This is a genomic window from Pseudaeromonas aegiceratis (genome assembly GCF_046254905.1).
Lineage (GTDB): Bacteria > Pseudomonadota > Gammaproteobacteria > Enterobacterales > Aeromonadaceae > Pseudaeromonas > Pseudaeromonas aegiceratis.
In genome coordinates this window covers 2,100,433-2,123,878 of record NZ_CP158016.1, presented here as the reverse complement: position 1 = coordinate 2,123,878, position 23,446 = coordinate 2,100,433, and the positions used below count along the sequence as shown (strand labels likewise).

General features: G+C 61.4%; 21 protein-coding genes and 1 tRNA gene. 14 read left to right on the top strand and 8 right to left on the bottom strand.

Going from position 1 to position 23,446, the window contains the following annotated elements:
- Window positions 1-104 precede the first annotated feature (104 nt).
- Entirely contained in the window at window positions 105-1,415 is a 1,311-nt protein-coding gene (locus ABHF91_RS10010) for a dicarboxylate/amino acid:cation symporter (RefSeq protein ID WP_409420153.1), read from the top strand.
- A gap of 55 nt (window positions 1,416-1,470) precedes the next feature.
- On the opposite strand, the gene ABHF91_RS10005 is transcribed toward ABHF91_RS10010, so the two are convergent.
- From ABHF91_RS10005 to ABHF91_RS09985, 5 genes are all read right to left on the bottom strand, one after another.
- Entirely contained in the window at window positions 1,471-4,572 is a 3,102-nt protein-coding gene (locus ABHF91_RS10005) for a transglycosylase domain-containing protein (RefSeq protein WP_409420152.1), read from the bottom strand.
- A gap of 177 nt (window positions 4,573-4,749) precedes the next feature.
- Window positions 4,750-6,618 carry a methyl-accepting chemotaxis protein gene (locus ABHF91_RS10000; protein ID WP_409420151.1) on the bottom strand — a complete coding sequence of 623 codons (1,869 nt, stop codon included), beginning with the start codon at window positions 6,616-6,618 and terminating at the stop codon, window positions 4,750-4,752.
- 213 nt (window positions 6,619-6,831) lie between these two features.
- Window positions 6,832-8,427 (bottom strand): ABC-F family ATPase, encoded by a 1,596-nt coding sequence (locus ABHF91_RS09995; RefSeq protein ID WP_409420150.1) that lies wholly within the window; start codon window positions 8,425-8,427, stop codon window positions 6,832-6,834.
- A gap of 90 nt (window positions 8,428-8,517) precedes the next feature.
- Window positions 8,518-9,918, bottom strand: a complete 1,401-nt coding sequence (locus ABHF91_RS09990; protein ID WP_409420149.1) for an MFS transporter — start codon at window positions 9,916-9,918, stop codon at window positions 8,518-8,520.
- 50 nt (window positions 9,919-9,968) lie between these two features.
- On the bottom strand, window positions 9,969-10,256 hold the full coding sequence (locus ABHF91_RS09985; RefSeq protein WP_409420148.1) for a hypothetical protein: 288 nt from the start codon (window positions 10,254-10,256) through the stop codon (window positions 9,969-9,971).
- A 26-nt stretch (window positions 10,257-10,282) separates the two neighbouring features.
- On the opposite strand from ABHF91_RS09985, the gene ABHF91_RS09980 reads away from it, so the two are divergent.
- Window positions 10,283-10,408, top strand: coding sequence for a hypothetical protein (locus ABHF91_RS09980; protein WP_409420147.1), 126 nt, complete (start codon window positions 10,283-10,285; stop codon window positions 10,406-10,408).
- 123 nt (window positions 10,409-10,531) lie between these two features.
- Here ABHF91_RS09980 and ABHF91_RS09975 read toward each other — a convergent pair whose 3' ends face one another.
- The gene (locus tag ABHF91_RS09975; protein ID WP_409420146.1) at window positions 10,532-11,188 is read right to left on the bottom strand and encodes a Bax inhibitor-1/YccA family protein; all 657 of its coding nucleotides are present in this window, start codon (window positions 11,186-11,188) and stop codon (window positions 10,532-10,534) included.
- Between the two features lie 180 nt (window positions 11,189-11,368).
- On the opposite strand from ABHF91_RS09975, the gene ABHF91_RS09970 reads away from it, so the two are divergent.
- From ABHF91_RS09970 to ABHF91_RS09945, 6 genes are all read left to right on the top strand, one after another.
- Window positions 11,369-11,456 (top strand) — tRNA-Ser (locus tag ABHF91_RS09970).
- 71 nt (window positions 11,457-11,527) lie between these two features.
- Window positions 11,528-12,184, top strand: coding sequence for a TIGR01621 family pseudouridine synthase (locus tag ABHF91_RS09965; RefSeq protein ID WP_409420145.1), 657 nt, complete (start codon window positions 11,528-11,530; stop codon window positions 12,182-12,184).
- A 530-nt stretch (window positions 12,185-12,714) separates the two neighbouring features.
- Window positions 12,715-13,692 (top strand): amino acid ABC transporter substrate-binding protein, encoded by a 978-nt coding sequence (locus tag ABHF91_RS09960; RefSeq protein ID WP_409423104.1) that lies wholly within the window; start codon window positions 12,715-12,717, stop codon window positions 13,690-13,692.
- An 83-nt stretch (window positions 13,693-13,775) separates the two neighbouring features.
- Window positions 13,776-14,975 carry an amino acid ABC transporter permease gene (locus ABHF91_RS09955; protein ID WP_409420144.1) on the top strand — a complete coding sequence of 400 codons (1,200 nt, stop codon included), beginning with the start codon at window positions 13,776-13,778 and terminating at the stop codon, window positions 14,973-14,975.
- A 1-nt stretch (window position 14,976) separates the two neighbouring features.
- Window positions 14,977-16,071 carry an amino acid ABC transporter permease gene (locus ABHF91_RS09950; protein WP_409420143.1) on the top strand — a complete coding sequence of 365 codons (1,095 nt, stop codon included), beginning with the start codon at window positions 14,977-14,979 and terminating at the stop codon, window positions 16,069-16,071.
- Between the two features lie 10 nt (window positions 16,072-16,081).
- Window positions 16,082-16,834 carry an amino acid ABC transporter ATP-binding protein gene (locus tag ABHF91_RS09945; protein ID WP_409420142.1) on the top strand — a complete coding sequence of 251 codons (753 nt, stop codon included), beginning with the start codon at window positions 16,082-16,084 and terminating at the stop codon, window positions 16,832-16,834.
- A gap of 113 nt (window positions 16,835-16,947) precedes the next feature.
- Here ABHF91_RS09945 and ribA read toward each other — a convergent pair whose 3' ends face one another.
- Complete coding sequence (gene ribA, locus ABHF91_RS09940) at window positions 16,948-17,556, bottom strand: GTP cyclohydrolase II (RefSeq protein WP_409420141.1); 609 nt, start codon at window positions 17,554-17,556, stop codon at window positions 16,948-16,950.
- 222 nt (window positions 17,557-17,778) lie between these two features.
- Between ribA and cmk the strand changes: the two genes are divergently transcribed.
- From cmk to pyrF, 6 genes are all read left to right on the top strand, one after another.
- Complete coding sequence (gene cmk, locus ABHF91_RS09935; RefSeq protein WP_409420140.1) at window positions 17,779-18,465, top strand: (d)CMP kinase; 687 nt, start codon at window positions 17,779-17,781, stop codon at window positions 18,463-18,465.
- A 101-nt stretch (window positions 18,466-18,566) separates the two neighbouring features.
- Window positions 18,567-20,240 (top strand): 30S ribosomal protein S1, encoded by a 1,674-nt coding sequence (gene rpsA / locus ABHF91_RS09930; RefSeq protein ID WP_409420139.1) that lies wholly within the window; start codon window positions 18,567-18,569, stop codon window positions 20,238-20,240.
- Between the two features lie 83 nt (window positions 20,241-20,323).
- On the top strand, window positions 20,324-20,605 hold the full coding sequence (gene ihfB, locus ABHF91_RS09925) for an integration host factor subunit beta (RefSeq protein ID WP_409420138.1): 282 nt from the start codon (window positions 20,324-20,326) through the stop codon (window positions 20,603-20,605).
- A 53-nt stretch (window positions 20,606-20,658) separates the two neighbouring features.
- Window positions 20,659-20,946 carry a lipopolysaccharide assembly protein LapA domain-containing protein gene (locus ABHF91_RS09920; protein ID WP_409420137.1) on the top strand — a complete coding sequence of 96 codons (288 nt, stop codon included), beginning with the start codon at window positions 20,659-20,661 and terminating at the stop codon, window positions 20,944-20,946.
- Window positions 20,947-20,953: 7 nt separating this feature from the next.
- The gene (lapB, locus tag ABHF91_RS09915) at window positions 20,954-22,120 is read left to right on the top strand and encodes a lipopolysaccharide assembly protein LapB (protein ID WP_409420136.1); all 1,167 of its coding nucleotides are present in this window, start codon (window positions 20,954-20,956) and stop codon (window positions 22,118-22,120) included.
- A gap of 14 nt (window positions 22,121-22,134) precedes the next feature.
- Window positions 22,135-22,836, top strand: coding sequence for an orotidine-5'-phosphate decarboxylase (pyrF, locus tag ABHF91_RS09910; protein WP_409420135.1), 702 nt, complete (start codon window positions 22,135-22,137; stop codon window positions 22,834-22,836).
- On the opposite strand, the gene rrtA is transcribed toward pyrF, so the two are convergent.
- Window positions 22,811-23,404, bottom strand: coding sequence for a rhombosortase (gene rrtA / locus ABHF91_RS09905; protein WP_409420134.1), 594 nt, complete (start codon window positions 23,402-23,404; stop codon window positions 22,811-22,813). The two genes, pyrF and rrtA, sit on opposite strands and share 26 nt — an antisense overlap.
- Between the last annotated feature and the right edge of the window lie 42 nt (window positions 23,405-23,446).

Here is a 23,446-nt window from a genome sequence, read left to right as displayed (position 1 = left end):
TCCCTAAAACGCGCACATCTTCGCCGATTGCATAAGGATTCCTTGCTATCTGAATTTAAATCCATAGTCTGTGCGCCTGGAAAAATGCAAGATATGGAGATGATATGGTCAAGAAAGCCCATAAAACCAAGTTAACTATCCGGATCGTGCTGGGCATGATTGCCGGCATTTTGGTGGGGGTCCTGCTGCGGCAACTGTTTGCCGACAGCGCCTTCGCCAACGATTACCTGATCAACGGGCTGTTCAGCATCGTTGGCCAGATCTTTGTCACCAGCCTCAAGATGCTGGTGGTGCCCCTGGTGTTTGTCTCCCTGGTCTGCGGCAGTGGCTCCCTGAAGGACACCAGCCGGCTGGGGCGACTCGGCATCAAGACGCTGTTGCTCTACCTGGCCACCACGGCCCTGGCGGTGGCCCTGGCCATTGCCGTCGCTCAGCTGTTCAATCCGGGGGCGGGCATGCATCTGTCTGCGGCGGTGAGCTTCGATGCCAAGCAGGCACCCAGCCTGGCCGAGGTGCTGGTGGACCTGTTCCCCAGCAATCCCATCCAGGCCATGGCCGAAGGCAAGATGCTGCAGATCATCGTCTTTGCCTTGCTGGTGGGGGTGGCCATCGCCATCTCGGGCCAGGCGGGGGAGCGGGTCGCCGGCCTGTTCAGCGATCTCAACGTGGTGATCATGAAGCTGGTGACCATCTTGATGAACATAGCGCCATACGGTGTGTTCTGTCTGCTGGCCAAGCTGTTTGCCACCCAGGGCTTTGAGGCCATCAGCAGCCTGGCCAGTTACTTCCTGGTGGTGCTGGGGGTGCTGCTGATCCACGGGCTCATCTGCTATCCGGTGCTGCTCAAGCTGCTGGCGGGCCTCAACCCCATGCTGTTCCTGCGCAAGATGCGGGATGTGGTGCTGTTTGGTTTCTCCACCTCCTCCTCCAACGCCACCATCCCGGTGACCATGGAGACGGTGAACCAGAAGATGGGGGTGAGCAATACCGTCAGCTCCTTCACCATCCCCCTGGGGGCTACCATCAACATGGACGGCACCGCCATCATGCAAGGGGTGGCCACCGTGTTTATCGCCAACGTCTACGGCATCGACTTGAGCCTGGGTCAGTTCATGACGGTGATCGCCACCGCCACCCTGGCCTCTATCGGCACCGCAGGGGTGCCTGGCGTGGGGCTCATCACCTTGGCCATGGTGCTGCAACAGGTGGGGCTGCCGGTGGATGGCATCGCCCTCATCATGGGGGTGGATCGCCTGCTGGACATGACCCGTACCGCGGTCAACATCACGGGTGACTGCATGGTGACCTGTGTGGTGGCCAAGTCTGAGGGTGAGATGGACCTGTCCGTCTACGGTGATCCCAGCGCCGCCGTGCAGGAAGAGGAGCTGCGCCTGCGCAGCCTGCAGGCCAGCTAAGCCGGTACTCGGGTAATGAAAAGCCGCGGTCTGCCGCGGCTTTTTTGTCTGTGTTTTATGGCGCCGTCTCCTCCCGTGGCGGGGCCCCGGGCGGCTCGGCGCTGAGGTAAGGCTTGAGCAGGGGAGCCATGCCCTTGAGCACCTGCACCGGCAGGGCGGAGGTGAAGCGGAAGTTGTCCGCCTTGCTGCCCTCGACGAAGGCGGTGAGGGTGCCGAAGTGCCGTTCTCCCAGGTAGAAGACGAAGGTGGCGGTGCGATTGATGGCCTTGGAGGTGAGCACCTGTCCGTAGCGCCCCACCGTCTCGATGCGGTTGTCCCCTGTGCCTGTCTTGCCGCCCATCTGCAGCGGCGTGCCGTCGGCCTGGGTGAAGGTGCCGGCGATGCGCCGGGCGGTGCCGGCTTCCACCACCTGGGTCAGGGCGCCACGCAGCGCCCGGGCCACCGCCGCGGGCAATACCCGCTGGGGCTGGGCACTGGGATTGGCGAAGTGGCTCTCGTAGGGGGTGTCTGCGGCAAAGTCCAGGCTGGCCAGCCGGTGTACCGGCAGCCGGACCCCGTCGTTGAGTATGATGCCGACGAGCTGCGCCAGGGCGGCGGGTCTGTCCCCTGAGCTGCCGATGGCGGTGGCCAGGGACGGTACCAGGTGGCCGAAGGGATAGCCCAGCTGCTGCCAGCGCTGATGGATATCCGAGAAGGCCTCGTTCTCCAGCAGGATGCGAATGCGCCTATCCCGTGCCCCCTTGTGGCGGGAGCGGAACAGCCAGCCGTATACCTCCAGCCGTTGCTCGCTGCTGTCGGCCACCACCTGGCTGAAGGCGGCGTCCGGGTTTTGTCTCAGATAACCCAGTAGCCACAGCTCCAGGGGGTGGATCCGGGCCAGGTAGCCCTGATCCGGCAAGGAGAAGGCATCCGGGCCATAGCGGCGGAACAGGCCGTCCAGCTGCTTGGGGGTCACCTTTCCGGGCAGCCACTGCTGGATGAAGGCGCCAAGGGCGGCCTCATCGGCCCTGGGATAGAGATAGCGGTAGATCACCGCCAGCTTGGTGGCGCTCAGGTGCGTGCCCTGCAGCAAGGTGGTTAAGCGGGTGACCTCATCCTGTCCCCGGTATTTGCGCCAGAAACGCTGTAGATAGACGGTACCCTCCTTGTCGGCGAAGCGATGCAGGTACTGCTCCCGGCGGGGATCCTTGTCGTTCTCCAATAGGGCGCGGCGGGTGGGATCCTGGGCCAGGGTGTAGCGCACCAGATCCCGCAACAGGCGGATAAAGGGCAGGTTAATGGACTCGCGCAAGGCCTGACGCAGGGTGGGCCGCCGGTTGTTGTCCTCCTTGCGGAAGTTGCTGAAGGTGTGCAGACCGCCGCCGGTGAAGAAGCTTTCATAGGGACTGGCGGAATAGCGCCGCTCCAGGGCGGCCTCCAGCGTCTGCTCCAGGCTGTCGTGGGGGTGCATCAGCAGGTAGTCGCGGCACCAGCGGCTGATGAAATCCAGTGGCTCCAGTTGCAACTGACGCAGCTGGGTGCCGCTCATGGTGCGCATGCTCTGGTACTGCTCGCTGATGATCTGCAGGTAGGTGGTCAGCACCCGCAGCTTGGCGGTGGAGCCCAGCTCCAGCTTGCTGGACTCGTTGATATCAAACGGCTGATCCGTGTTGTCGGTCTGCACCCGCACCAGGAAGCCGTCCGGGGTGCGCTCATACAGGGTGAAGCTATAGCGCACCTGGTCGGTCTTCTCCGGCGACAGCAATCGCTCGCCGTACAGCCCCAGCTGCTCGGCCACCGCCGGATCCGCCAGGGAGTGTAGGTAGGCGGTGATCTGATGCTGCAGGGGGACGTCCAGGTAGCTGCGGACCGTGAGATCCAACCGGTCCAGCTCATACAGGGAGACCCCCAGCAGGCCGCTCAACCGACCACGGGTGACAAACAGCGCCTTGTTGCCCGCCACCTCCTGATAGGCCGGCGCCTGGGCAAACTGGCGGAAGGTCACTTGGCTCGCGAGGGCGGCAGCCTGCAGATCCGGCGAGAGTTGGCCATCCTGCCCCAGCAGGCGCAGGTAGCTGTCGGTCAGCTGCGCCAGCTCCTGGCGCCCGGACAACAGATAAAACGAAGGGCGGCGATGGGCGATGAGCAGGCTGAGCACCTGGCGCAAGGCCAGGGCCTTGGCCTGCAGCTGGACCTCGTCGTCGGCGGGGCCGGCCAGCAGGGCCAGGGTCTGCTGCGGCTCGGCGGCATACCAGACCCAGAGACCGTCGGCGATGCCATGGACCTCGCCGTAGCCGGGGGCGGCCGCCAGGGGCACGGCGTTGAGGTAATCCCGCAGCAGCTGTTGGCGGTAGGCCAGGGTCAGGACGCCGTTGTGATAGGCCTTGACCGAGGCGGCGGCCATCTGGCGCAGCTTCTCACGGGCGGAGACTGTGCGGCCCTCCGGCGAATGACGGAACTTCTCCATCTGGGTGGCCAGCGTGCTGCCGCCGGAGCCGTGTGCCGTCTGGCCCAGCAGCTTGGCCCCCTGGGCCAGCAGGGCATTGCCGAAGCGAGGCCAGTCCACCGCCGGGTTGCGCAGGGGATACTGGTTGTCCAGCAGATCCTTTTGCTCGATAAACAGCAGGCTGGTGGCCAATAGCGGCGGCACCGGGGCCTGGGCATCCAGTTGATGCAGGGGGAACCTGGCCTGATAGAAGATCTGCTGCCGGTCATCCAACAGGGTCAGGCCGGCCTGGCCCTTCTCGGCATAGGGCGGGGTCAGCCCATGCCGAAGATAGTCAAAGAGTGGCGGGCTATGGCGCGCCTGCTCGGTGAGCAGAAGGCCGTTGCGGGTCAGCCGGCGCTGGAAGTCCGGTAGGCGGGTGTAGCCCAGGCGCTCGTCATAGGGCCCTTCGCTGGGAAATTGGATCCGCGGGCTGGGCCCCGGGCCCAGCTGCCAGGTGAGGCGTTGGGCGTACTGATGCAGCCAGTGGGCCTCGCCCCAGCCGGTCAGCATCTCGCCGGCGATGGCCAGGATCAGCAATAACATCAGGCTGACGGGCAGGATAAACAGCAGGCGCACCCGTCGCCTCGCGGGCCGTTTGGGGGGCGGTGCCGGCTCATGCCGCTGTGTCGCGTCGTGCTCAGGGGACTGGGGTGTGGCGGCCTCCCAGGCCTTCATTGGTTCGACATCCATGGTGTCGACTCCTTGTCACTGCAAGATAAATGCTTGTTATGGTGATCCAGGCGGCTAGCATGAAGGCGCCTACTGATGAGTGTATCTGGGCGGCCCGCCGACGGATGAGAGCAGGATACCTTTTTTATTTATCGACAGGAAAAGTCCCAAATGGGCCGGTTTCCCGGCCCATGGATCTTACAGGGTGAAGTGGGCGACCTTGCCGTTGAGGGCGGAGGCCATCTGTTGCAGTTCGTGGGAGGTCTGTTCGCTCTGGGTGGCGATCACGGCCACCTGATCGGCGGCATCCGAGATGGCGGTGAGGTTGCTGGAGATCTCGTCCGACACCTTGGTTTGCTCTTCGGCGGCGGTGGCGATCTGGGCGGACATGTCGGTGATCTGGGTGACCGCCAGGGTGATCTGCTCCAGGGCGTCGCGAGCCTGACGGGCATCCTCCACCGACAGCTCAGCCAGCTTGCGGCTGGTGGTCATGGAGTCAACCGCATCCTGAGTGGTGCTCTGCAGCGTGTTGATGGTGTTCTGGATTTCACTGGTGGCGGTGGCGGTACGCTTGGACAGCACCCGCACCTCGTCGGCCACCACGGCAAAACCCCGGCCCTGTTCACCGGCCCGGGCGGCTTCGATGGCGGCGTTGAGGGCCAGCAGGTTGGTCTGCTCGGCCACCCCCTGGATGGTGGTTACCACGCCGGAGATCTCCAGGGCGTGGCGGTTGAGCAGCTCGATCACCTCGGTGGCCCGGCTCACCTCATCGCTCAGGCGACCGATGGACTCACTGGTTTGCACCACGGTGCCGCGACCATGTTCGCTGTGCTGGGAGGCCTCCAACGCCATGGCGGCGGTGTTCTCGGCATTGCTGGCGATCTCCTGAGTGGCGGCCGCCATCTCGGTGACCGCCGTGGCCACCATGCCGATCTCGTGCTGCTGCCGGCGGACCTCCTCGGCGGAGTGCTCGCTGCGCGTCAGCCCCAGGCTGGCACTGTCACCTATCTCGCCGGCCTGCTGGCGGATATGGCTGATGAGCTGGTGCTGGCTCTCCACAAACTGGTTGAAGTTGTGGGCCAGGGCGCCAATCTCGTCGTTGATCTTGATGCTGATGCGCTGGGTCAGATCCCCGGCGCCGCTGGCGATATTGCGCAGGGCCTGGGAGACCTGGGCCAGGGGACGAAACAGCACTGTCAGCATCAGGCTGGTCAGCAAGATGCTGCCCACCAGTACCGCCAGGGCAACCCCAAGCTGGATCAGCAGCTGGGTCTTCAGCGGCGCCAGCAGGGTGTCGGCATCCAGCAGGAACACCAGCACCCACTGGCTGGACGGTTCCTCAATGGCCCAGACCAGCTTGTCCTGGCCCATGAATTCGATGGGGGTCAGCGCCGGCTGCTGGGCGATCTGCTGGATGCGGGTGGCGGAGAGCTGCGAGTCCAGTTCACTCACCGGTTTCAGTACCCACTGCTTGTCGGCAAAGGCAATGACGGTGCCGTCCTTGTGCAGGACCAGGGTCTGGCCGTTGGCCGGGAGCGGGGTTTTCTCCAGGGTGTTGAGCAGCCGCGACAGGGTCACCACCCCGGCCACCACCCCCTTATCCACCGCCTGGGCGTAGCTGACGATGAGCTCCTTCAAGGAGGCGCTCACATAGGGTTTGGTCAGCAGCATGCCGCTGGTCTTCTTGGCATCCATGTACCAATCCCGCTGCCGCGGGTCATAGCCGGTGCGATCTATGCTGGGATCGGCGTCGAACATCTTGCCGCTGTCGTCCCCATAGAAGGCCAGGGCCAGATTGGCGGCCTCCTTGGCCTGTTGCAGATTCTGGGTGATATCCCCCTGGTCATAAAACTTCGCCAGGGTCTGCACGGCGGATTTCTTGCCTTCCAGCCAGGTGTCCAAGGTGATGGCGCTCTGTTCACCTATGCCCTTCACCGCCAGGTAGCTCTGCTGCATCAACTGGCCTTTGAGGGTGCGGTAACTGTTCCAGCTCATCAGGGCCACCACCAAAAACAGGGCTGTGGTCATGGCCAGGAGGATTTTGGTTTTAAGCGAGGTGATCTGCATGTGGGGACATCCTTGCTATGTAGGGGCATTCTCAGGGCAGACGGCTTGGCTGCGTCATCTGTATATAGGCACAAGTATAGATAAGCACAGTATTTTTTCTGAGTGACCCGCACATAATTTCGCTAAAGGGGGCGGGCTGGCGGAGGGACTTTCGGCGCAATAAAAACGGGCGCCGAGGCGCCCGCACTGTGTTGCTGCTAAGCCATCGACGGCTTAGCCCTCGATGCCCTGGCTGCGCAGGTAGTCGTCGTAGTTGCCGCCGAAGTCCACCACCTTATCGGGGGTGATTTCCAGCACCCGGGTGGCCAGGGAGCTGACGAACTCCCGGTCGTGGGAGACGAAGATCAGCGTCCCCTGGTACATCTCCAGGGCCAGGTTCAAGGATTCGATGGATTCCATGTCCAGGTGGTTGGTGGGTTCGTCCATGATGAGCACGTTGGGCTTTTCCATCATCAGTTTGCCGAACAGCATGCGACCCTTTTCGCCGCCGGAGAGCACCTTGACCTTCTTCTTGATGTCATCCTGGCCGAACAGCAGGCGGCCCAGCACGCTGCGCACCGCCTGTTCGTCGTCGCCTTCCTGCCGCCATTGGCTCATCCAGTCAAACACCGTGAGATCGCAGTCGAACTCTTCGGCATGATCCTGGGCGTAGTAACCGATCTGAGCATTTTCGGACCACTTGATGCTGCCGGCATCCGGGGTCAGCTCGCCCACCAGGGTCTTGATGAAGGTGGTCTTACCCACGCCGTTGGTGCCGATCACGGCGATCTTCTCGCCCACTTCCATCATCATGCGGAAGTCCTTGAACAGGGGACCGTCGTCGTAGCCCTTGGCCAGCTTTTCGATCTCCAGGATGTTGCGGTAGAGCTTCTTCTCCTGCTCGAAGCGGATGAAGGGGTTCTGCCGGCTGGAGGCCTTCACCTCTTCGAGCTGGATCTTGTCGATCTGCTTCAACCGCGAGGTGGCCTGACGGGACTTGGAGGCGTTGGCACTGAAGCGGCTGACGAAGGATTGCAGATCGGCGATCTGGGCCTTCTTCTTGGCGTTGTCGGCCAGCAGACGCTCCCGGGCCTGGGTGGCGGCGGTCATGTAGTCGTCATAGTTGCCCGGATAGACCCGCAGCTCACCGTAGTCCAGATCCGCCATGTGGGTGCACACCATGTTCAGGAAGTGACGGTCGTGGGAGATGATGATCATGGTGCTGTTGCGGCTGTTGAGCATCTGCTCCAGCCAGCTGATGGTGTGGATGTCCAGGTTGTTGGTGGGTTCGTCCAGCAGCAGGATATCCGGGTTGGAGAACAGCGCCTGGGCCAGCAAGACCCGCAGCTTCCAGCCGGGGGCCACCTCGCTCATGGGGCCGTTGTGCTGCTCCAGCGGGATCCCGACCCCCAGCAGCAGCTCGCCGGCCCGGGCCTCGGCGGTGTAGCCGTCGTATTCGGCCACCTTGCCTTCGAGTTCGGCGGCCCGCATGTAGTCTTCGTCGCTGGCTTCCATATTGGCGTAGATGGCATCGCGCTCGGCGATGGCCGCCCACAGCTCGGTATGGCCCATCATCACCACGTCCAGCACCCGCATGGACTCATACGCAAACTGGTCCTGCTTCAACTTACCGATGCGCTCGTTAGGGTCCATGGAGACGTTGCCGCCGGAGGGTTCCAGATCACCGCCCAGTATCTTCATGAAGGTGGACTTACCGCAGCCGTTGGCGCCGATGAGGCCGTAACGGTTGCCTTCGCCGAACTTGACGGAGATGTTTTCGAACAGCGGCTTGCTGCCGAACTGCATGGTGATGTTGCTGGTGACTAACACGGGAATATCCTATCGGGAAATGAATGGGCGGCAGTATAGCATGCGGTGGATCACAACTCTGCCCCTGTGTACTGGGGCAGAGGCGGGGGGTCAGAGCGGCCGGGGCTGGCGGATCCGCAGGCTGCTCACCAGGGCGGCCAGGCTGGCAAAGCAACCGGCGGTAATGAGACAGGCGTGGGTGCCGCCGGTGGGCAGGAAGTTGAAGGACAGGGCCACCAGGGCCGCCCCCGTGGTCTGTCCCACCAGGCGGGCTGTGCCTAGCATGCCGCTGGCACCGCCGCTGCGATGGCGGGGGGCCGAGCTGATGATGGTGTGGTTGTTCGGCGACTGGAACAGGCCAAAGCCTGCGCCGCTGATGAACATGCACAGGCAGATGGCCAGATAACTGGGCTGGGCGGGGAGGGATGCCAGGCCGAACAGCCCGAGGGCAAACACCCCTAGGCCGATGGCTCCCAGGAGTCCGGCATGAAAGCGCTCGATGAGCCGGCCGGCGATGGGGGCCAGCAACATGGTGGCGATGGGCCAGGGGGTCAGCAGCAGGCCGGTTTCGATCTCGCTCAGTCCCATGGTGCGCTGCAGGTAGAAGGGCACGGACACCATGGCCAGCATCTGGGCGGTAAAGGAGGCGATGGAGGTGGCGATGGACAGGGCGAACACCGGGATGCGCAGCAGATCCACCGGCAGCAGGGGATAAGGCTGACTGAGCTGGCGCCGCACGAAGATGAGGCCGACCAGCAGGGTGCCCACCAGCTCCAGGGCGGTGAGCCACAGGGGCTGGTGATGGGCCAGGCCGTTCAGGGCAATGAAGAACAGACCGAAGGTGAGGGCGTTGAGCAGGCCACTGATCTTGTCGAACCTGTGGTTTTCGGCGCCACAGTTACCAGGCAGGTAACGCAGCCCCAGCACCAAGGCCAGGATGCCGATGGGCACATTGATGGCAAACAGCCACTGCCAGGAGGCCACCGCCAGCACGCCGGCCGCCACAGTGGGGCCGGCGGCCGCCGCCACCGAGACCACCAGGGCGTTGAGCCCCATGCCACGGCCCAGCCTGCTCTTGGGGTAGATGAGGCGCACCAGGGCTGTGTTGACGCTCATCAGGGCGGCGGCCCCCAGGCCTTGCAGCACCCGGGCCAGGGTGAGGCCCAACAGGCTGTCGGACAGGGCGCAGTTGATGGACATCAGGGTGAACAGGATGAGGCCTGCCAGATACACCTTGCGGTAGCCGATGATGTCCCCCAAGGAGGAGAGGGAGAGCAGCGCCATGGTGATGGTCAGCTGATAGGCGCTGACGATCCAGATGGAGGCGCCGGCACTGGTGTGCAGCTCATCGGCGATGGTGGGCAGGGCCACGTTGACTATGCTGGCATCCAGCACCGCCAGCATGATGCCGCAGGCGATGGCCAGGATGGCGCCGATGCGCTGGGGCATGGGCACGCCATCGGCACCGGTACCGGTATGGGCGAGAGTGGGCGTTGATGTAGATTGAGACACGATAGAATCCGGGCGGAGGAGCGCAAGGCCCCACAGTAGATGGCGTCACACTACTGGCTTTTGTCCAGGTCATCAACCGCTTGGGCCGGGTCGCCGGCGGTCTGGCGCTGCCAATGGGTCTTCTGGCCAAACACCCAGCGGTTGCTGGTGTGCTTGAGGCTTTGCAGGCTCAGGCTCCAGATCTGATGCCGGCCCAGGCGGGCCAGGGGATGGCGCCGGCAGTACAGCGCCAGGGCAGCCTTGGCGTCGACCGCATACAAGGGGGTGGCCAGGGCGGTGAACTGCACCCCGACGATCTCGGTGAGGGTCTCGGGCTGGCCGCTGATGGTGCCGGCCACGAGGGGGCTTGCAGCATGGCGGCGCCATGGCGGGTGCTGAGGCTGCTGAGCAGCAGCACGCGACCCTGGGCCAGGTCGGTGGCGTAGAAACAGCTGGCGGCCCACAGGCCGTCTTCGTCCTGGGTGGCCAGGCTCAGCACATGGTGCTGTAGCAGGAACTCGGCAATCGGGTCTGGAATGGGGGGCATGATGGCGCCAAAAGACAGGGCCGGCGAACCGGCCCTGGGGGAATGGTATAAGGAAGCGGCCTTTTCGTGGCCGCATCCCCGGTGGCCTTAGTCGCGGCTCATGCCCAACAGGCTGAGCAGGCTGACGAAGATGTTGTAGATGGAGACATACAGGCTGATGGTGGCGGAGATGTAGTTACGCTCGCCGCCATGGACGATGGCGCTGGTCTGCATCAGGATGGCCCCGCTGGAGAACAGGATGAATAGGGCGCTCATGGCCAGGTGCAGGGCCGGGGCGTGGATGAAGAAGCCGGCGATCATCATCACCACCAGCACCACGAAACCGGCCATCATCATGCCGCCCAGGAAGGACATGTCCTTGCGAGTGACCAGTACATAGGCGGACAGGGCCAGGAAGGTGGCCGCGGTACCGCCCAGGGCGGTCATCACCAGCTCCATGCCCTGGGTGGCCACCACCAGGTTCAGCAAGGGGCCCAGGATGTAGCCCATGAAGCCGGTGAAGCCGAAGGCAAACACCAGACCCAGGGGGCTGTTGCGGTTGCGCTCGGTGAGGAACATCAGGCCATAGCAGCCCACCAGGGAGATCAGCAGGCCGGGGCGTGGCAGGCCCATGGCGGCACTGAACCAGGCGGTCAGGGCGGAGAAGGCCAGGGTGAGGGAGAGCAGCAGGTAGGTATTACGCAATACGCTGCTGGTTTCCAGGGCCAGGGTATGGCGCTGGGTAAGCACTTGACTCGGTTGCATCGTGATGGGCTCCATCAAAAAGGGCGGTGTACCCCCTCTAATGTGGCGACGAAGTGATGGGATTTCAACCGGAACGGTGCAAATCAGTCGGCAGTTGTCTAAAGCGTAGGCAAACTGACCACCCAAATCAGGCGGACTATTTACAAGCTGCCATGGGCTTTGTAGTATGCGCCCCAAGCCGGAGGGGTGGCAGAGCGGCTTAATGCAACGGTCTTGAAAACCGTCGATGGGCGACCATCCGTGGGTTCAAATCCCACCCCCTCCGCCAGATATGAAGAGCGAGCCTTAGGGCTCGCTCTTTTGCTATGGGCGCCGCCAGGCGTAAAGGGAGCAGGAATCATGGCGTCGGCCTTCAGTGTGTGTTTTACCCACCCGGATTTCTTGGTGCTGCACAAGGCGCCCGGCATGGGCATTCATGATGAGGCCGGCGAGCCTGGGCTCATCAACCTGGCCCGACAGCAGCTGGGGCTGGAACTGTACCCCGTACACCGGCTGGACAAGGTCACCTCCGGCCTGCTGCTGGTGGCGCGGCACAAGGCGGCCAATCAGGCCTTGAGCCAGGCCTTCGCACAGCGCCAGGTGAAGAAGCAGTATCTGGCCATCAGCGATCACAAACCGAAGAAGAAGCAGGGTCTGATCCAAGGCGACATGGCCAAGGGGCGGCGCGGCGCCTGGCTGTTGACCCGCAGCCAGGAGAATCCCGCCATCACCCGCTTCACCTCCCTGAGCCTGGGGGCGGGGCGGCGGCTGTTTTTCCTGAGTCCGCTCACCGGCAAGACCCACCAGTTGCGGGTGGCCATGAAGAGCCTGGGGGCCCCGATCCTGGGGGATGCCCTGTATGGCGGCAGCCCGGCGGATCGGGTCTACCTGCACGCCTGGCGACTTAGCCTTGTCTATGGCGGTGAGCCATGGCGGTTCGAGGTGGCGCCTGCTGCGGGCCAGGGGTTTGTCGAATTGCCGACCGGCTGGCACACCGCCGCCCCCGCGCTGGGCTGAGCCTCACCGGCTGGTGAACGGCCGGCCGTCTCGCTTCCGTTATCTTGCCCGGTGCCTGGTTGCGCGCCGGGCAGGTTTCTGCTTCCGCCTCCCGTCGCGGTTGCTCATCCTCATCGTGGGCCGGATGCCACAGCGCCTGGAAGGTGGCCTGATTTCCTGCTGGCAAAGCCAGAGTCTATAGGTTGTGTTGATGTTACTTGGTGCATCAAGATGCATATATAACCAATAAATCCCCGGGAATACCCTATTTCATCACACTGGTTAGTCAGGGATCGGGGTGGGGCGCTATTTTGGTGCGCCACCTGCCGCGTTACCCGTTTTCCCTGTCCCGTAAGCCCTAAAAAGTTGGCCCGCTAATTGCGATAGACAGGACAAGCCATGTGGAAGCGTCGGTTTTCTCGGCTTCTTGATGGCCTGCCACGATGGACGCCTTACCCGGGGTCCTAGGTCAACAACTCATTATGTGCAGGGAAGAATCTATGGTGAATAAGCAAACTCTCGCGGCGCTGGCAGTTGCAGCTGGCCTGCTCATGACCACCGGTGCTCAAGCCGCCTCCGGCGATACCCTGGCTCAGGTGCTCAAGCGCGGCGAGCTGCAGTGCGGTGTCAGCGACGGTCTGCCGGGTTTCTCTAACCCCAACGCCAAAGGCACCTGGGAAGGGATGGACGTGGACATGTGCCGTGGCGTGGCCGCTGCCGTATTCGGTGATGCCACCAAGGTCAAGTACATCCCCCTGAATGCCAAGGAGCGCTTCACCGCGCTGCAATCCGGCGAAGTGGACATGCTCTCTCGCAACACCACCTGGACCCTGAGCCGCGATGCCACCCTGGGTCTGAGCTTTACCTCCACCAACTACTATGACGGCCAAGGCTTCCTGGTGAAGAAGGGGCTGGGTGTGAAGAGTGCCAAGGAGCTGGATGGCGCCGCCGTCTGTATCCAGGCCGGGACTACCACAGAGCTGAACCTGGCGGACTACTTCCGCGTGCTGGGCATGAAGTACACCCCCGTGGTGTTCGATACCTCCGATCAGACTGTCAAGGGCTTCGAGTCCGGTCGTTGTGACGTACTGACCTCTGACCAGTCTCAACTGTATGCCCTGCGCATCAAGCTGTCTCAGCCTGAGGAAGCCCTGGTGCTGCCAGAGGTGATCTCCAAGGAACCCCTGGGTCCCGTGGTACGTCAGGGTGACGATCAGTGGGAAACCCTGGTGAAGTGGACTCTGTTCGCCATGGTGAACGCCGAAGAGTTGGGTGTGACCAGCAAGAACGTGGACGAGATGAAGAAGTCCAACAACGCCGACGTGCGTCGTCTGCTGGGTCTGGAAGAACCCACCGGTACCGTGCTGGGTGCCAAGGCCGACTGGGGTTACCAGATCGTCAAGCAGGTGGGTAACTACGGCGAAGTGTTCGAACGCAACGTCGGCGCCGGCTCACCGCTCAAGATCGCCCGCGGCATCAACGCCCTGTGGAACCAGGGTGGCTTCATGTATGCCCCGCCCATTCGCTAAGCACGCCGTTTGCTAAGCACTATGGAGGCCGGCCTCGGCCGGCCTCAGTTCAAATCTGTCTTTAGCAACTGCAGGAAACCAAGATGGCAATAGAACTGACGCCAGGCCTCATCAGCAGGCTGCCGCGCCGCGAGCGCTGGTTTTACAACAGTCGGGTGCGCTCCATCCTGTTCCAGGTGCTGGCCATCGCCGCTGTGGTGGGCTTCATCTACTACTTTCTGAGCAACGCCTTTCACAACATGGAAACCCGTGGCATTTCCACCGGCTTCCATTTTCTCGACAACAAGGCGGGATTTGGCATCATCCAGAGTCTGATCCCCTACGACGAAACCTATACCTATGGCCGCACCTTCCTGGTGGGGCTGCTGAATACCCTGCTGGTCTCGGTGCTGGGCATAGTGCTGGCCACCGCCCTGGGCTTTGTGCTGGGGGTGGCGCGGCTGTCCCGCAACTGGCTGGTCAGCCGGCTGGCGGCCGTGTACGTGGAGCTGTTCCGTAACATTCCGCTGCTGCTGCAGATCTTCTTCTGGTACTTCGCGGTGCTGCGCACCCTGCCGACGCCCCGTCAGAGCATCAGCCTGGGGGAGGCGGTCTTCCTCAATATCCGCGGTCTCTACATCCCGTCACCTGTGCCGGAAGCCGGCTTCGGCTGGATTGGCTTAAGCCTGGCGGTCGCCATCGGCCTGGCCATCGCCGTGTCCGTCTGGGCGCGCCGGCGCCAGCGCCTGACCGGCCAGACCTTTCACTCCTTCTGGGTGGGCTTGGCGATCGTCGTCGTGCTGCCTCTGCTGCACTTTTTTGCCATGGGTGCCCCGCTGCAGTGGGATCTGCCGGCCCTCAAAGGCTTCAACTTCAAGGGTGGCATCACGATTATCCCCGAGCTGGCGGCTCTCTTGCTGGCGTTATCCATCTACACCGCAGCCTTTATCGCCGAGATAGTCCGCTCTGGCATTCTGGCGGTGAGCAAGGGGCAGCACGAAGCGGCCGAATCCCTGGGGCTGAGCCATGGCCAGACCCTGCGCCTCGTGATCGTGCCCCAGGCACTGCGGGTGATCATACCGCCCCTCACCAGCCAATTTTTGAACCTGATCAAGAACTCTTCCCTGGCCACCGCCATCGGTTATCCGGATCTGGTGTCCGTGTTTATGGGGACCACCCTGAACCAGACCGGTCAGGCGGTGGAAGTCATCGCCATGACCATGGCGGTCTATCTGCTCATCAGCCTGGTGATCTCCTACCTGATGAATGTGTACAACGCCAAGAAGGCATTGGTGGAGCGCTAACATGGCCGTATTCGACACTATCGACGCCAAACCGGCACCGGGCCGCCAGGGGGGCCTGGTCAGCTGGCTCAGACGTAATCTGTTTTCCAGCTGGGTCAACGGCATCATGACCCTGGTGATGCTCTATCTGGTGATCCCGCCCTTGTGGCATCTGCTCCAGTGGAGCTTTTTGCATGCCGACTGGGTGGGCAGCAGCCGCGATGCCTGCGAGTCAGGTGGCGCCTGCTGGGTGTTTATCAACACCCGCTTCTCCCAGTTTATCTATGGCTTCTACCCCGAGGCGGAACGCTGGCGGGTAGACATCGTCTTTGCCGCCAGCGCCTTGCTGGTGGCGGCGCTGCTCTATCCCAAGACGCCGGCCAAGGGCTGGCTCGCCCTGTTCTTCTTCGTGCCCTTCCCCCTGCTGGTGCTCTGGCTGCTGCACGGCGGTTTTGGCTTGACGGTGGTGGACACCCACTACTGGGGCGGCCTGATGCTGACCCTGCTGTTGGCCACCGTCGGCATCTGCGGCGCCCTGCCCATCGGCATACTGCTGGCCCTGGGGCGGCGCTCCAAGATGCCGGTGATCCACAGCCTGTGCGTGGTGTTTATCGAGTTCTGGCGGGCGGTGCCGCTCATCACAGTGCTGTTTATGGCCTCTGTGATGCTGCCGCTGTTTATGTCGGCGGAGGTGGAGTTGGACAAGCTGCTGCGGGCGGTGATCGGCATAGTGCTGTTCGAGGCCGCCTATATTGCCGAGGTGGTTCGTGGCGGCATGCAGGCCATTCCCAAGGGGCAATATGAGGCCGGGGAGTCCCTGGCGCTGAGCTACTGGAAGTCCATGGCACTCATCATCCTGCCCCAGGCTCTCAAGATCACCATCCCCTCCCTGGTGAACACCTTCATCGATCTGTTCAAGGACACCAGCCTGGTGACCATCATAGGGCTGTTCGATCTGCTGGCGGTGGGCAAGGCGGGGCTCGCCGATCCCAACTGGCTGGGCTATTCGGTGGAGGCCTATGTCTTCATCGGCCTGATTTACTGGATCTTCTGTTTTGGTATGTCCCGCTACTCCCTGTTCCTCGAACAGAAGCTGCATACCGGTCACAAGCATTAAGGATTGCGCCATGAACACGCAAAAGAATGACATCGTGGTAGAGCTCAAAGACGTCAACAAATGGTATGGCGAGTTCCATGTGCTCAAGGAGGTAAACCTGCAGGTGCGCCGCGGCGAGAAGATCGTCATCTGCGGTCCCTCCGGCTCTGGCAAGTCCACCATGATCCGCTGCATCAACCGGCTGGAAGAGCACCAGGCCGGCGACATCAATGTGATGGGTACCAAGCTCACCGGTGATCTGCGCAACATAGAGCATGTGCGCCGGGAGGTGGGCATGGTGTTCCAGCACTTCAATCTATTTCCGCACCTGACGGTGCTGGAGAACTGCTGCCTGGCCCCCATCTGGGTGAAGAAGACGCCCCGCAAGGAGGCCGAAGCCCTGGCCATGAAGTACCTGGAGCGGGTGCGCATCCCGGATCAAGCCCACAAGTACCCGGGGCAGCTCTCCGGTGGTCAGCAGCAGCGGGTGGCCATCGCCCGCAGCCTGTGCATGAATCCTCAGGTGATGCTGTTCGACGAGCCGACCTCGGCACTGGATCCCGAGATGGTGCGTGAGGTGCTGGATGTGATGGTGGAGCTGGCGGGCGAGGGGATCACCATGCTGTGTGTGACTCACGAGATGGGCTTCGCCAAGCAGGTGGCCGATCGGGTCATCTTCATGGACCGCGGCCAGATAGTGGAGGAGAACACCCCGGAGGAGTTCTTCAACAATCCCCAGTCCGAGCGCAGCAAGCTGTTCTTGAGCCAGATACTGCACCACTGAGAACGAGCGGTGAAAACAGACAAGGCGAGGGAGACCTCGCCTTGTTGCTATCTTGCTCATGGTGAGCCGCCTGGCCGAACAAGCCACCGCGGCGCAGGCTCTAAGCGGGCAGATCAGGCCTGTTTATCATCCTGCTCCAGCATGTGCCCCAGCTTGCCGGCCTTGGTGTTGAGATAGAAGTTGTTGTAAGGATTGCGCCCCTCCTGCAGGGGCACCCGGGCATGCACCTGGATGTCGAGCTTCTGCAACGATTTGATCTTGCGCGGGTTATTGGTCATCAGATCCACCCGATTGACCCCCAGGGTCTTTAGCATGTCGGCACAGATGGTGTAGTCCCGCAGATCGGCGGCAAAGCCCAGGGCCACGTTGGCATCCACTGTGTCGGCGCCCTGATCCTGCAGGTGATAGGCGCGGATCTTGTTGAGCAAACCAATGCCGCGCCCTTCCTGGCGGACATACAGCAAGACGCCGCGCTTTTGTTTGGCGATGCGCTCCAATGCGGCCTGCAGCTGGAAGCCACAGTCGCAGCGCAGGCTAAACAGGGCATCCCCGGTCAGGCATTCGGAGTGGATACGGGCCAATACCGGCTCATCAGTGGTGACATCCCCCATGACTAAGGCGGCGTGATCCTTGCCGGTGGCAGTCTCTTCAAAGCCCACCAGGGAAAAGATGCCCCAGGGGGTGGGAAGCTTGGATTGGGCGACGAGGGTAACACTGCTCATGAAAAACCTCTGAAGACTTCAATTGCTAATGGCGTCAGCGTGCGCCGAGAGTAATGAGGGATTGTCACCGTATTTATCCGTTTGTGGCAATAGTTGATTCCATTTGCCGGTCTTTACCGCCAATCATCGTGCCCCGTTGGGCGCCATGGGGTATACTGCCGGCCGCTTTTCTCCTGCCAGGAGAAATCTCATGTTTAGCCATCGAATTTGAAGGGGGATGCCATGGCGGATTTGGCACCTGTCATCACCATTGACGGGCCCAGCGGGGCCGGTAAGGGCACAGTGTGTCAGCGGCTGGCGCAACAGTTTGGCTGGCATCTGCTGGACTCGGGCGCCATCTACCGGGTGCTGGCACTGGCGGCCTTGCACCACGAGGTGGACTTGGGTAATGAAGAGGCCCTGATGGCCCTGGCGTCTCACCTGGATGTGCAGTTCTCGCCGACCCCCGAGGGGGTCAGAGTGGTGCTGGAAGGGGAGGTGGTCTCCGACCAGCTGAGAACCGAGCAGACCGGCAACGCGGCCAGCAAGGTGGCGGCCTATCCTCGGGTCCGTGAGGCCCTGCTGCGGCGTCAGCGGGCCTTTCGTAACACACCTGGCCTGATCGCCGATGGCCGGGATATGGGAACCGTGGTGTTCCCCGATGCTCAGGTCAAAATCTTCCTGGACGCCAGCGCGGAAGAGCGAGCCAACCGGCGCTGCAAACAGTTGCAGGCCAAGGGCTTTGATGTTAACTTTGGGCACCTTTTAGCCGAGATAAAAGAACGGGATGACCGGGATCGGAATCGCCCCGTCGCGCCGCTCAAGCCCGCCGACGATGCCCTGGTGGTGGACTCCACCCAGATGAGCATCGATGAGGTGGTTGAGCGGATTTTGTCTTACGCTGAAATGACACTTCGCGCCGGGCGTTAGTCCGGTTCGGCGTCTTTCCTAAGGATGGGGAAGACTCATGGACACAACCCCGCATCGGCCGGATTGCCATGTGGATGTTATAACTTAAAACCTTATCTAACATGACTGAATCTTTTGCTCAGCTCTTTGAAGAGTCTCTGAAACAACTCGAAACCCGTCCGGGCGCCATCGTTAAGGGCCTGGTTGTTGCCATCGAGAACGGTATCGTTCTGGTTGACGCCGGTCTGAAGTCTGAATCCGCCATCCCGGCTGAACAGTTCAAGAATGCCCAAGGCGAGCTGGAAATCAACGTAGGTGACTATGTTGACGTGGCTCTGGACTCCGTTGAGGATGGTTTCGGCGAGACTCAGCTGTCCCGCGAAAAGGCCAAGCGCCACGAAGCCTGGCTGCAACTGGAGAAGGCCTACGAAGAACAGGCTACCGTTACCGGTCTGATCAACGGCAAGGTCAAGGGTGGTTTCACCGTAGAAGTGAACAACATCCGCGCCTTCCTGCCCGGTTCTCTGGTTGACGTGCGTCCGGTGCGTGACACCACCCACCTGGAAGGCAAAGAGCTGGAGTTCAAGGTCATCAAGCTGGACCAGAAGCGCAACAACGTTGTGGTTTCTCGCCGTGCCGTGATCGAAACCGAGAACACCACCGAGCGCGACAGCCTGCTGGCCAACCTGCAAGAAGGTATGGAAGTCAAGGGTATCGTTAAGAACCTGACCGACTACGGTGCCTTCGTTGACCTGGGCGGCGTTGACGGCCTGCTGCACATCACCGACATGGCTTGGAAGCGCGTTAAGCATCCTTCCGAGATCGTGAACGTGGGCGACGAAATCAACGTCAAGGTGCTGAAGTTCGACCGTGAACGTACCCGTGTCTCTCTGGGCCTGAAGCAACTGGGCGAAGATCCGTGGGTGGCTATCGCCAAGCGTTATCCGGAAGGCGCCCGTCTGTCTGGCCGCGTGACTAACCTGACCGATTACGGCTGCTTCGTTGAAATCGAAGAAGGCGTAGAAGGCCTGGTTCACGTGTCCGAAATGGACTGGACCAACAAGAACATCCACCCGTCCAAGGTTGTTAACGTGGGCGATCTGGTTGATGTCATGGTGCTGGATATCGACGAAGAACGTCGTCGTATCTCCCTGGGTCTGAAGCAGTGCAAGGCCAACCCGTGGCAGCAGTTTGCTGAAAGCCATGCCAAGGGCGACCGCGTTGCAGGTAAGATCAAGTCCATCACCGACTTTGGTATCTTCATCGGCCTGGACGGTGGTATCGACGGTCTGGTTCACCTGTCTGACATCTCTTGGAACGCTTCCGGCGAAGACGCCGTTCGCGAATTCAAGAAGGGTGACGAAATCGAAGCCGTTGTCCTGCAAGTGGATCCGGAGCGTGAGCGCATCTCCCTGGGCGTGAAGCAGATCGAAGAAGATCCCTTCAATAAGTACCTGTCTGATAACAAGAAAGGTGCTATCGTTACCGGTAAGGTAACCGCCGTTGATGCCAAGGGCGCCACTATCGAACTGGAAGAAGGCGTAGAAGGTTACATCCGTGCCTCCGACGTTTCCCGCGACCGCGTGGAAGATGCCTCTCTGGTTCTGTCTGTAGGCGACGACGTTGAAGCCAAGTTCATGGGCGTGGATCGCAAGAACCGCACCGTTAGCCTGTCTGTCCGTGCTAAGGACGAAGCTGACGAGAAGGCTGCGATCGATACCCTGAACCAACAGCAAGATGACGTTGGCTTCACCAACGCCATGGCCGAAGCGTTCAAGGCTGCCAAGGGCGAATAATTTCCCCTCTGGCACAAAAAAGGGCGGTCTTGACCGCCCTTTTTTAATACATTGTTAGCCCCGACTCTTACAGGAGCCCTGCTATGACCAAATCCGATTTGATTGAGCGCCTTGCTAGCAAGCAATTGCACCTGTCCGCGAAAGAGGTGGAGTCTGCCATTCGGGAAATTCTCGAACAAATGGCGACCACGCTGCAGGTTGGTGAACGCATCGAGATCCGTGGGTTTGGCAGTTTCTCCCTGCACTATCGCGCTCCGCGAGTCGGCCGTAATCCCAAGACGGGAGAAAAGGTGGAATTGCAGGGTAAGTCCGTGCCGCACTTCAAGCCCGGCAAGGAGCTCAGAGAGCGTGTGAACCTTGCTTGATAAACAGCGGCTAACACCGCACCGTGTTATTACGTTTATCTGAGGAAGTCTTCATGCGAAATCTCGTTATCTTTTTATGCCTGGTGGTGGTGTGTGCCGTCGCCCTGACACTGGGAGCGGAAAATAATCAGCTCATCCGCGTCAACTTCCTGATCGCCCGTGGTGAATTTTATCTTTCTACCCTGCTCGCCTTGGTGTTCTTGGGTGGTTTTGCCCTGGCCAGTCTGGTGTGGTCATGGGGTTATTTCCGTCAGCAATTTCGCCAGCAAAAGCTGCAGAAACAATTGCAGCGCCAGGCCAATGAACTCAATAAACTCAGAGGCCAGCTAGGCAAGGAATAAACGTCAGATGCTGGAACTGCTGTTCCTGTTGTTGCCGGTCGCCGTGGCCTATGGCTGGTATATGGGCCAGCGCAGCGCCAGGCTGGACAAAGAAAGTCAAGGCCATAGATTGTCCCGGAACTATGTTGCCGGGATTAACTTTTTGCTCTCCGAGCAACCCGACAAGGCCGTGGATCTGTTTATCGAGATGCTGCAGGTGGATGAGGAAACCCTCGAGACCCACCTCGCCCTTGGTAATCTTTTTCGTCAACGGGGCGAGGTGGAGCGCGCCATACGCATTCACCAGAACCTGGCGGCACGTCCCCATCTCACCTATGAACAGCGCAATCTCGCCATGTTAGAGTTGGCGCGGGATTTTATTGCCGCCGGCCTCTTGGATCGGGCCGAAAGCATTCTGCCGGAGCTGGTTAAAGATTCGGAACATGAAGAGCCAGCGGCCAACTTGCTCATCGATATCTACCAGCAGATGCGAGAGTGGGACAAGGCCATCGCAGTGGCCGAACGCAGCAAGCGTAAGCTGGGGGATAAGGTGATCCCCTCCATCGCTCATTTTTATTGTGAACAGGCCGAACAGTTGCTCAAGACTCAGGAGCACAAGAAGGCCATCTATAAGCTCAAGCGCGCCTTGCAGACCGATGAGCGCTGCATTCGTGCCCGCCTCATGCTGGCGCGGGCCTATCTGCAGCAGCACCACAGCGAGCTGGCCATGGAGGCGCTGCAACCTCTGCCGGAGCTGGATCCGGATTTTGCCCCCGAAGCCCTGCCCTTGCTGTTGGAGTGCCTGGAGGAACAAGAAGAGACAGCCTTGGATGTCTTGTTGCAGCAGTGGCTGCAGCAGACCCATGCCGCCAGCGTGTTGCTAGCGTTGGCGGATGAACAGGAAAAACTGCTGGGGCGCGGCGCGGCCGAGCAATTGGTGCTGGATGAGCTGAAGCGGCATCCCACCATGAAGGGCTTTCATCGGCTTATCCGTTATCAGCTGGCCGAGGCACGCAGCCAGGAGGCCAGAGAGAGTCTTGGTTTGCTGGCCTCCCTGGTGCAGGAGCAGATCAACGTTAAACCCCTCTACCGTTGCCGACGCTGCGGTTTTTCTTCACGTGTGATTTTTTGGCAATGTCCCTCCTGTAAGGGGTGGGGCACCATCAAGCCCATCCGCGGTCTGGATGGGGAGTAATAACAGGAGCAGTTATGACAGATCCCAAGGTGATTGTGGCGTTGGATTATGCGGATGAGGCCGCAGCCCTGGCATTTGTGGCAAAGGTCGATCCCAGCCTTTGTCGTTTGAAGGTGGGCAAGGAGATGTTCACCCTGTTTGGCCCGCAGTTTGTGCGGCAGCTGGTGGCCCAAGGGTTTGAGGTGTTTTTGGATCTCAAGTTCCACGATATCCCCAATACGGTAGCCAAGGCGGTGGCGGCCAGCGCCGAGCTGGGGGTGTGGATGGTCAATGTGCATGCCAGCGGTGGCCTGCGGATGATGGAAGCCGCTAAAGCGGCCTTGGCTCCCTATGGTGAGCGGGCGCCCAAGCTGATTGCCGTCACGGTGCTGACCAGCATGGAACAAGGGGATCTGGCCCAGATAGGGCTCGATCTTGCCCCGCAGGAGCAGGTCGTGCGGCTGGCCAGCCTGACCCAGGCGGCCGGCCTGGATGGGGTGGTGTGCTCGGCCCAGGAGGCCAGCTTGCTCAAGGCCCGGCTGGGGCAAGATTTCCTGCTGGTGACGCCGGGTATCCGTCCCGCTGGCAGCGAGCAAGGGGATCAGCGCCGGGTTCTGACCCCGGCACAGGCGGTGGCCGCTGGCGCCGACTATCTGGTGATCGGCCGCCCCATCACCCAAGCGGCGGATCCCGTGACCACCTTGCAGGCAATCAATGGGAGCTTGAGCCTCTCCTGAGCCACTGGCCGCCGGCCAGCAGCAGACCAAACAGGGCGCCCAGCCAATGGGCGCCATCATAGACGGGCACACCAATCAGCTCGGCCGTCAGGCCATCCCGATGCCAATGATCCCACAGCAATTTGACGAGCAGCCCCAGCAACCACCAGATCTGTTGCCGGTCACCGGCGCGCAGGCTTAGCAAGGCGCCGTAGCAGAACAGGCCATGCAAGGCGCCCGATAGTCCGACATAGCGCTGGAGACTGGGATCCAGCCACAAGATGGCCAGATCGATGAGTGGAACCAGCAGCAGCAGGCAGGCCAGTTGGCGGGGAATGTTACAGTAGGGGCGGTAAATCCAGCTTAGCAGCAGCAGGCCCAACAGGTTCATCAGCAGATGCAGGTCGTTGCTGTGTACCAGTCCGCCGGTGAACAGTCGCCACCAGGCACCTTGCAATATCGCTTGGCGCAGGTAGGCCAAGTCCAGCCACTGGCTGTGGATCAGTTGCAGCAGGGTGAGGAGCAGCAGTGCACCGGCCAGCATCAGGCTGTCTCGACGCCATCCGGAGGTGGCCATGTGGCGGAGCATAAACGATCTTGCCATGGCGATCAGGCTATAAAAAATAAGGCC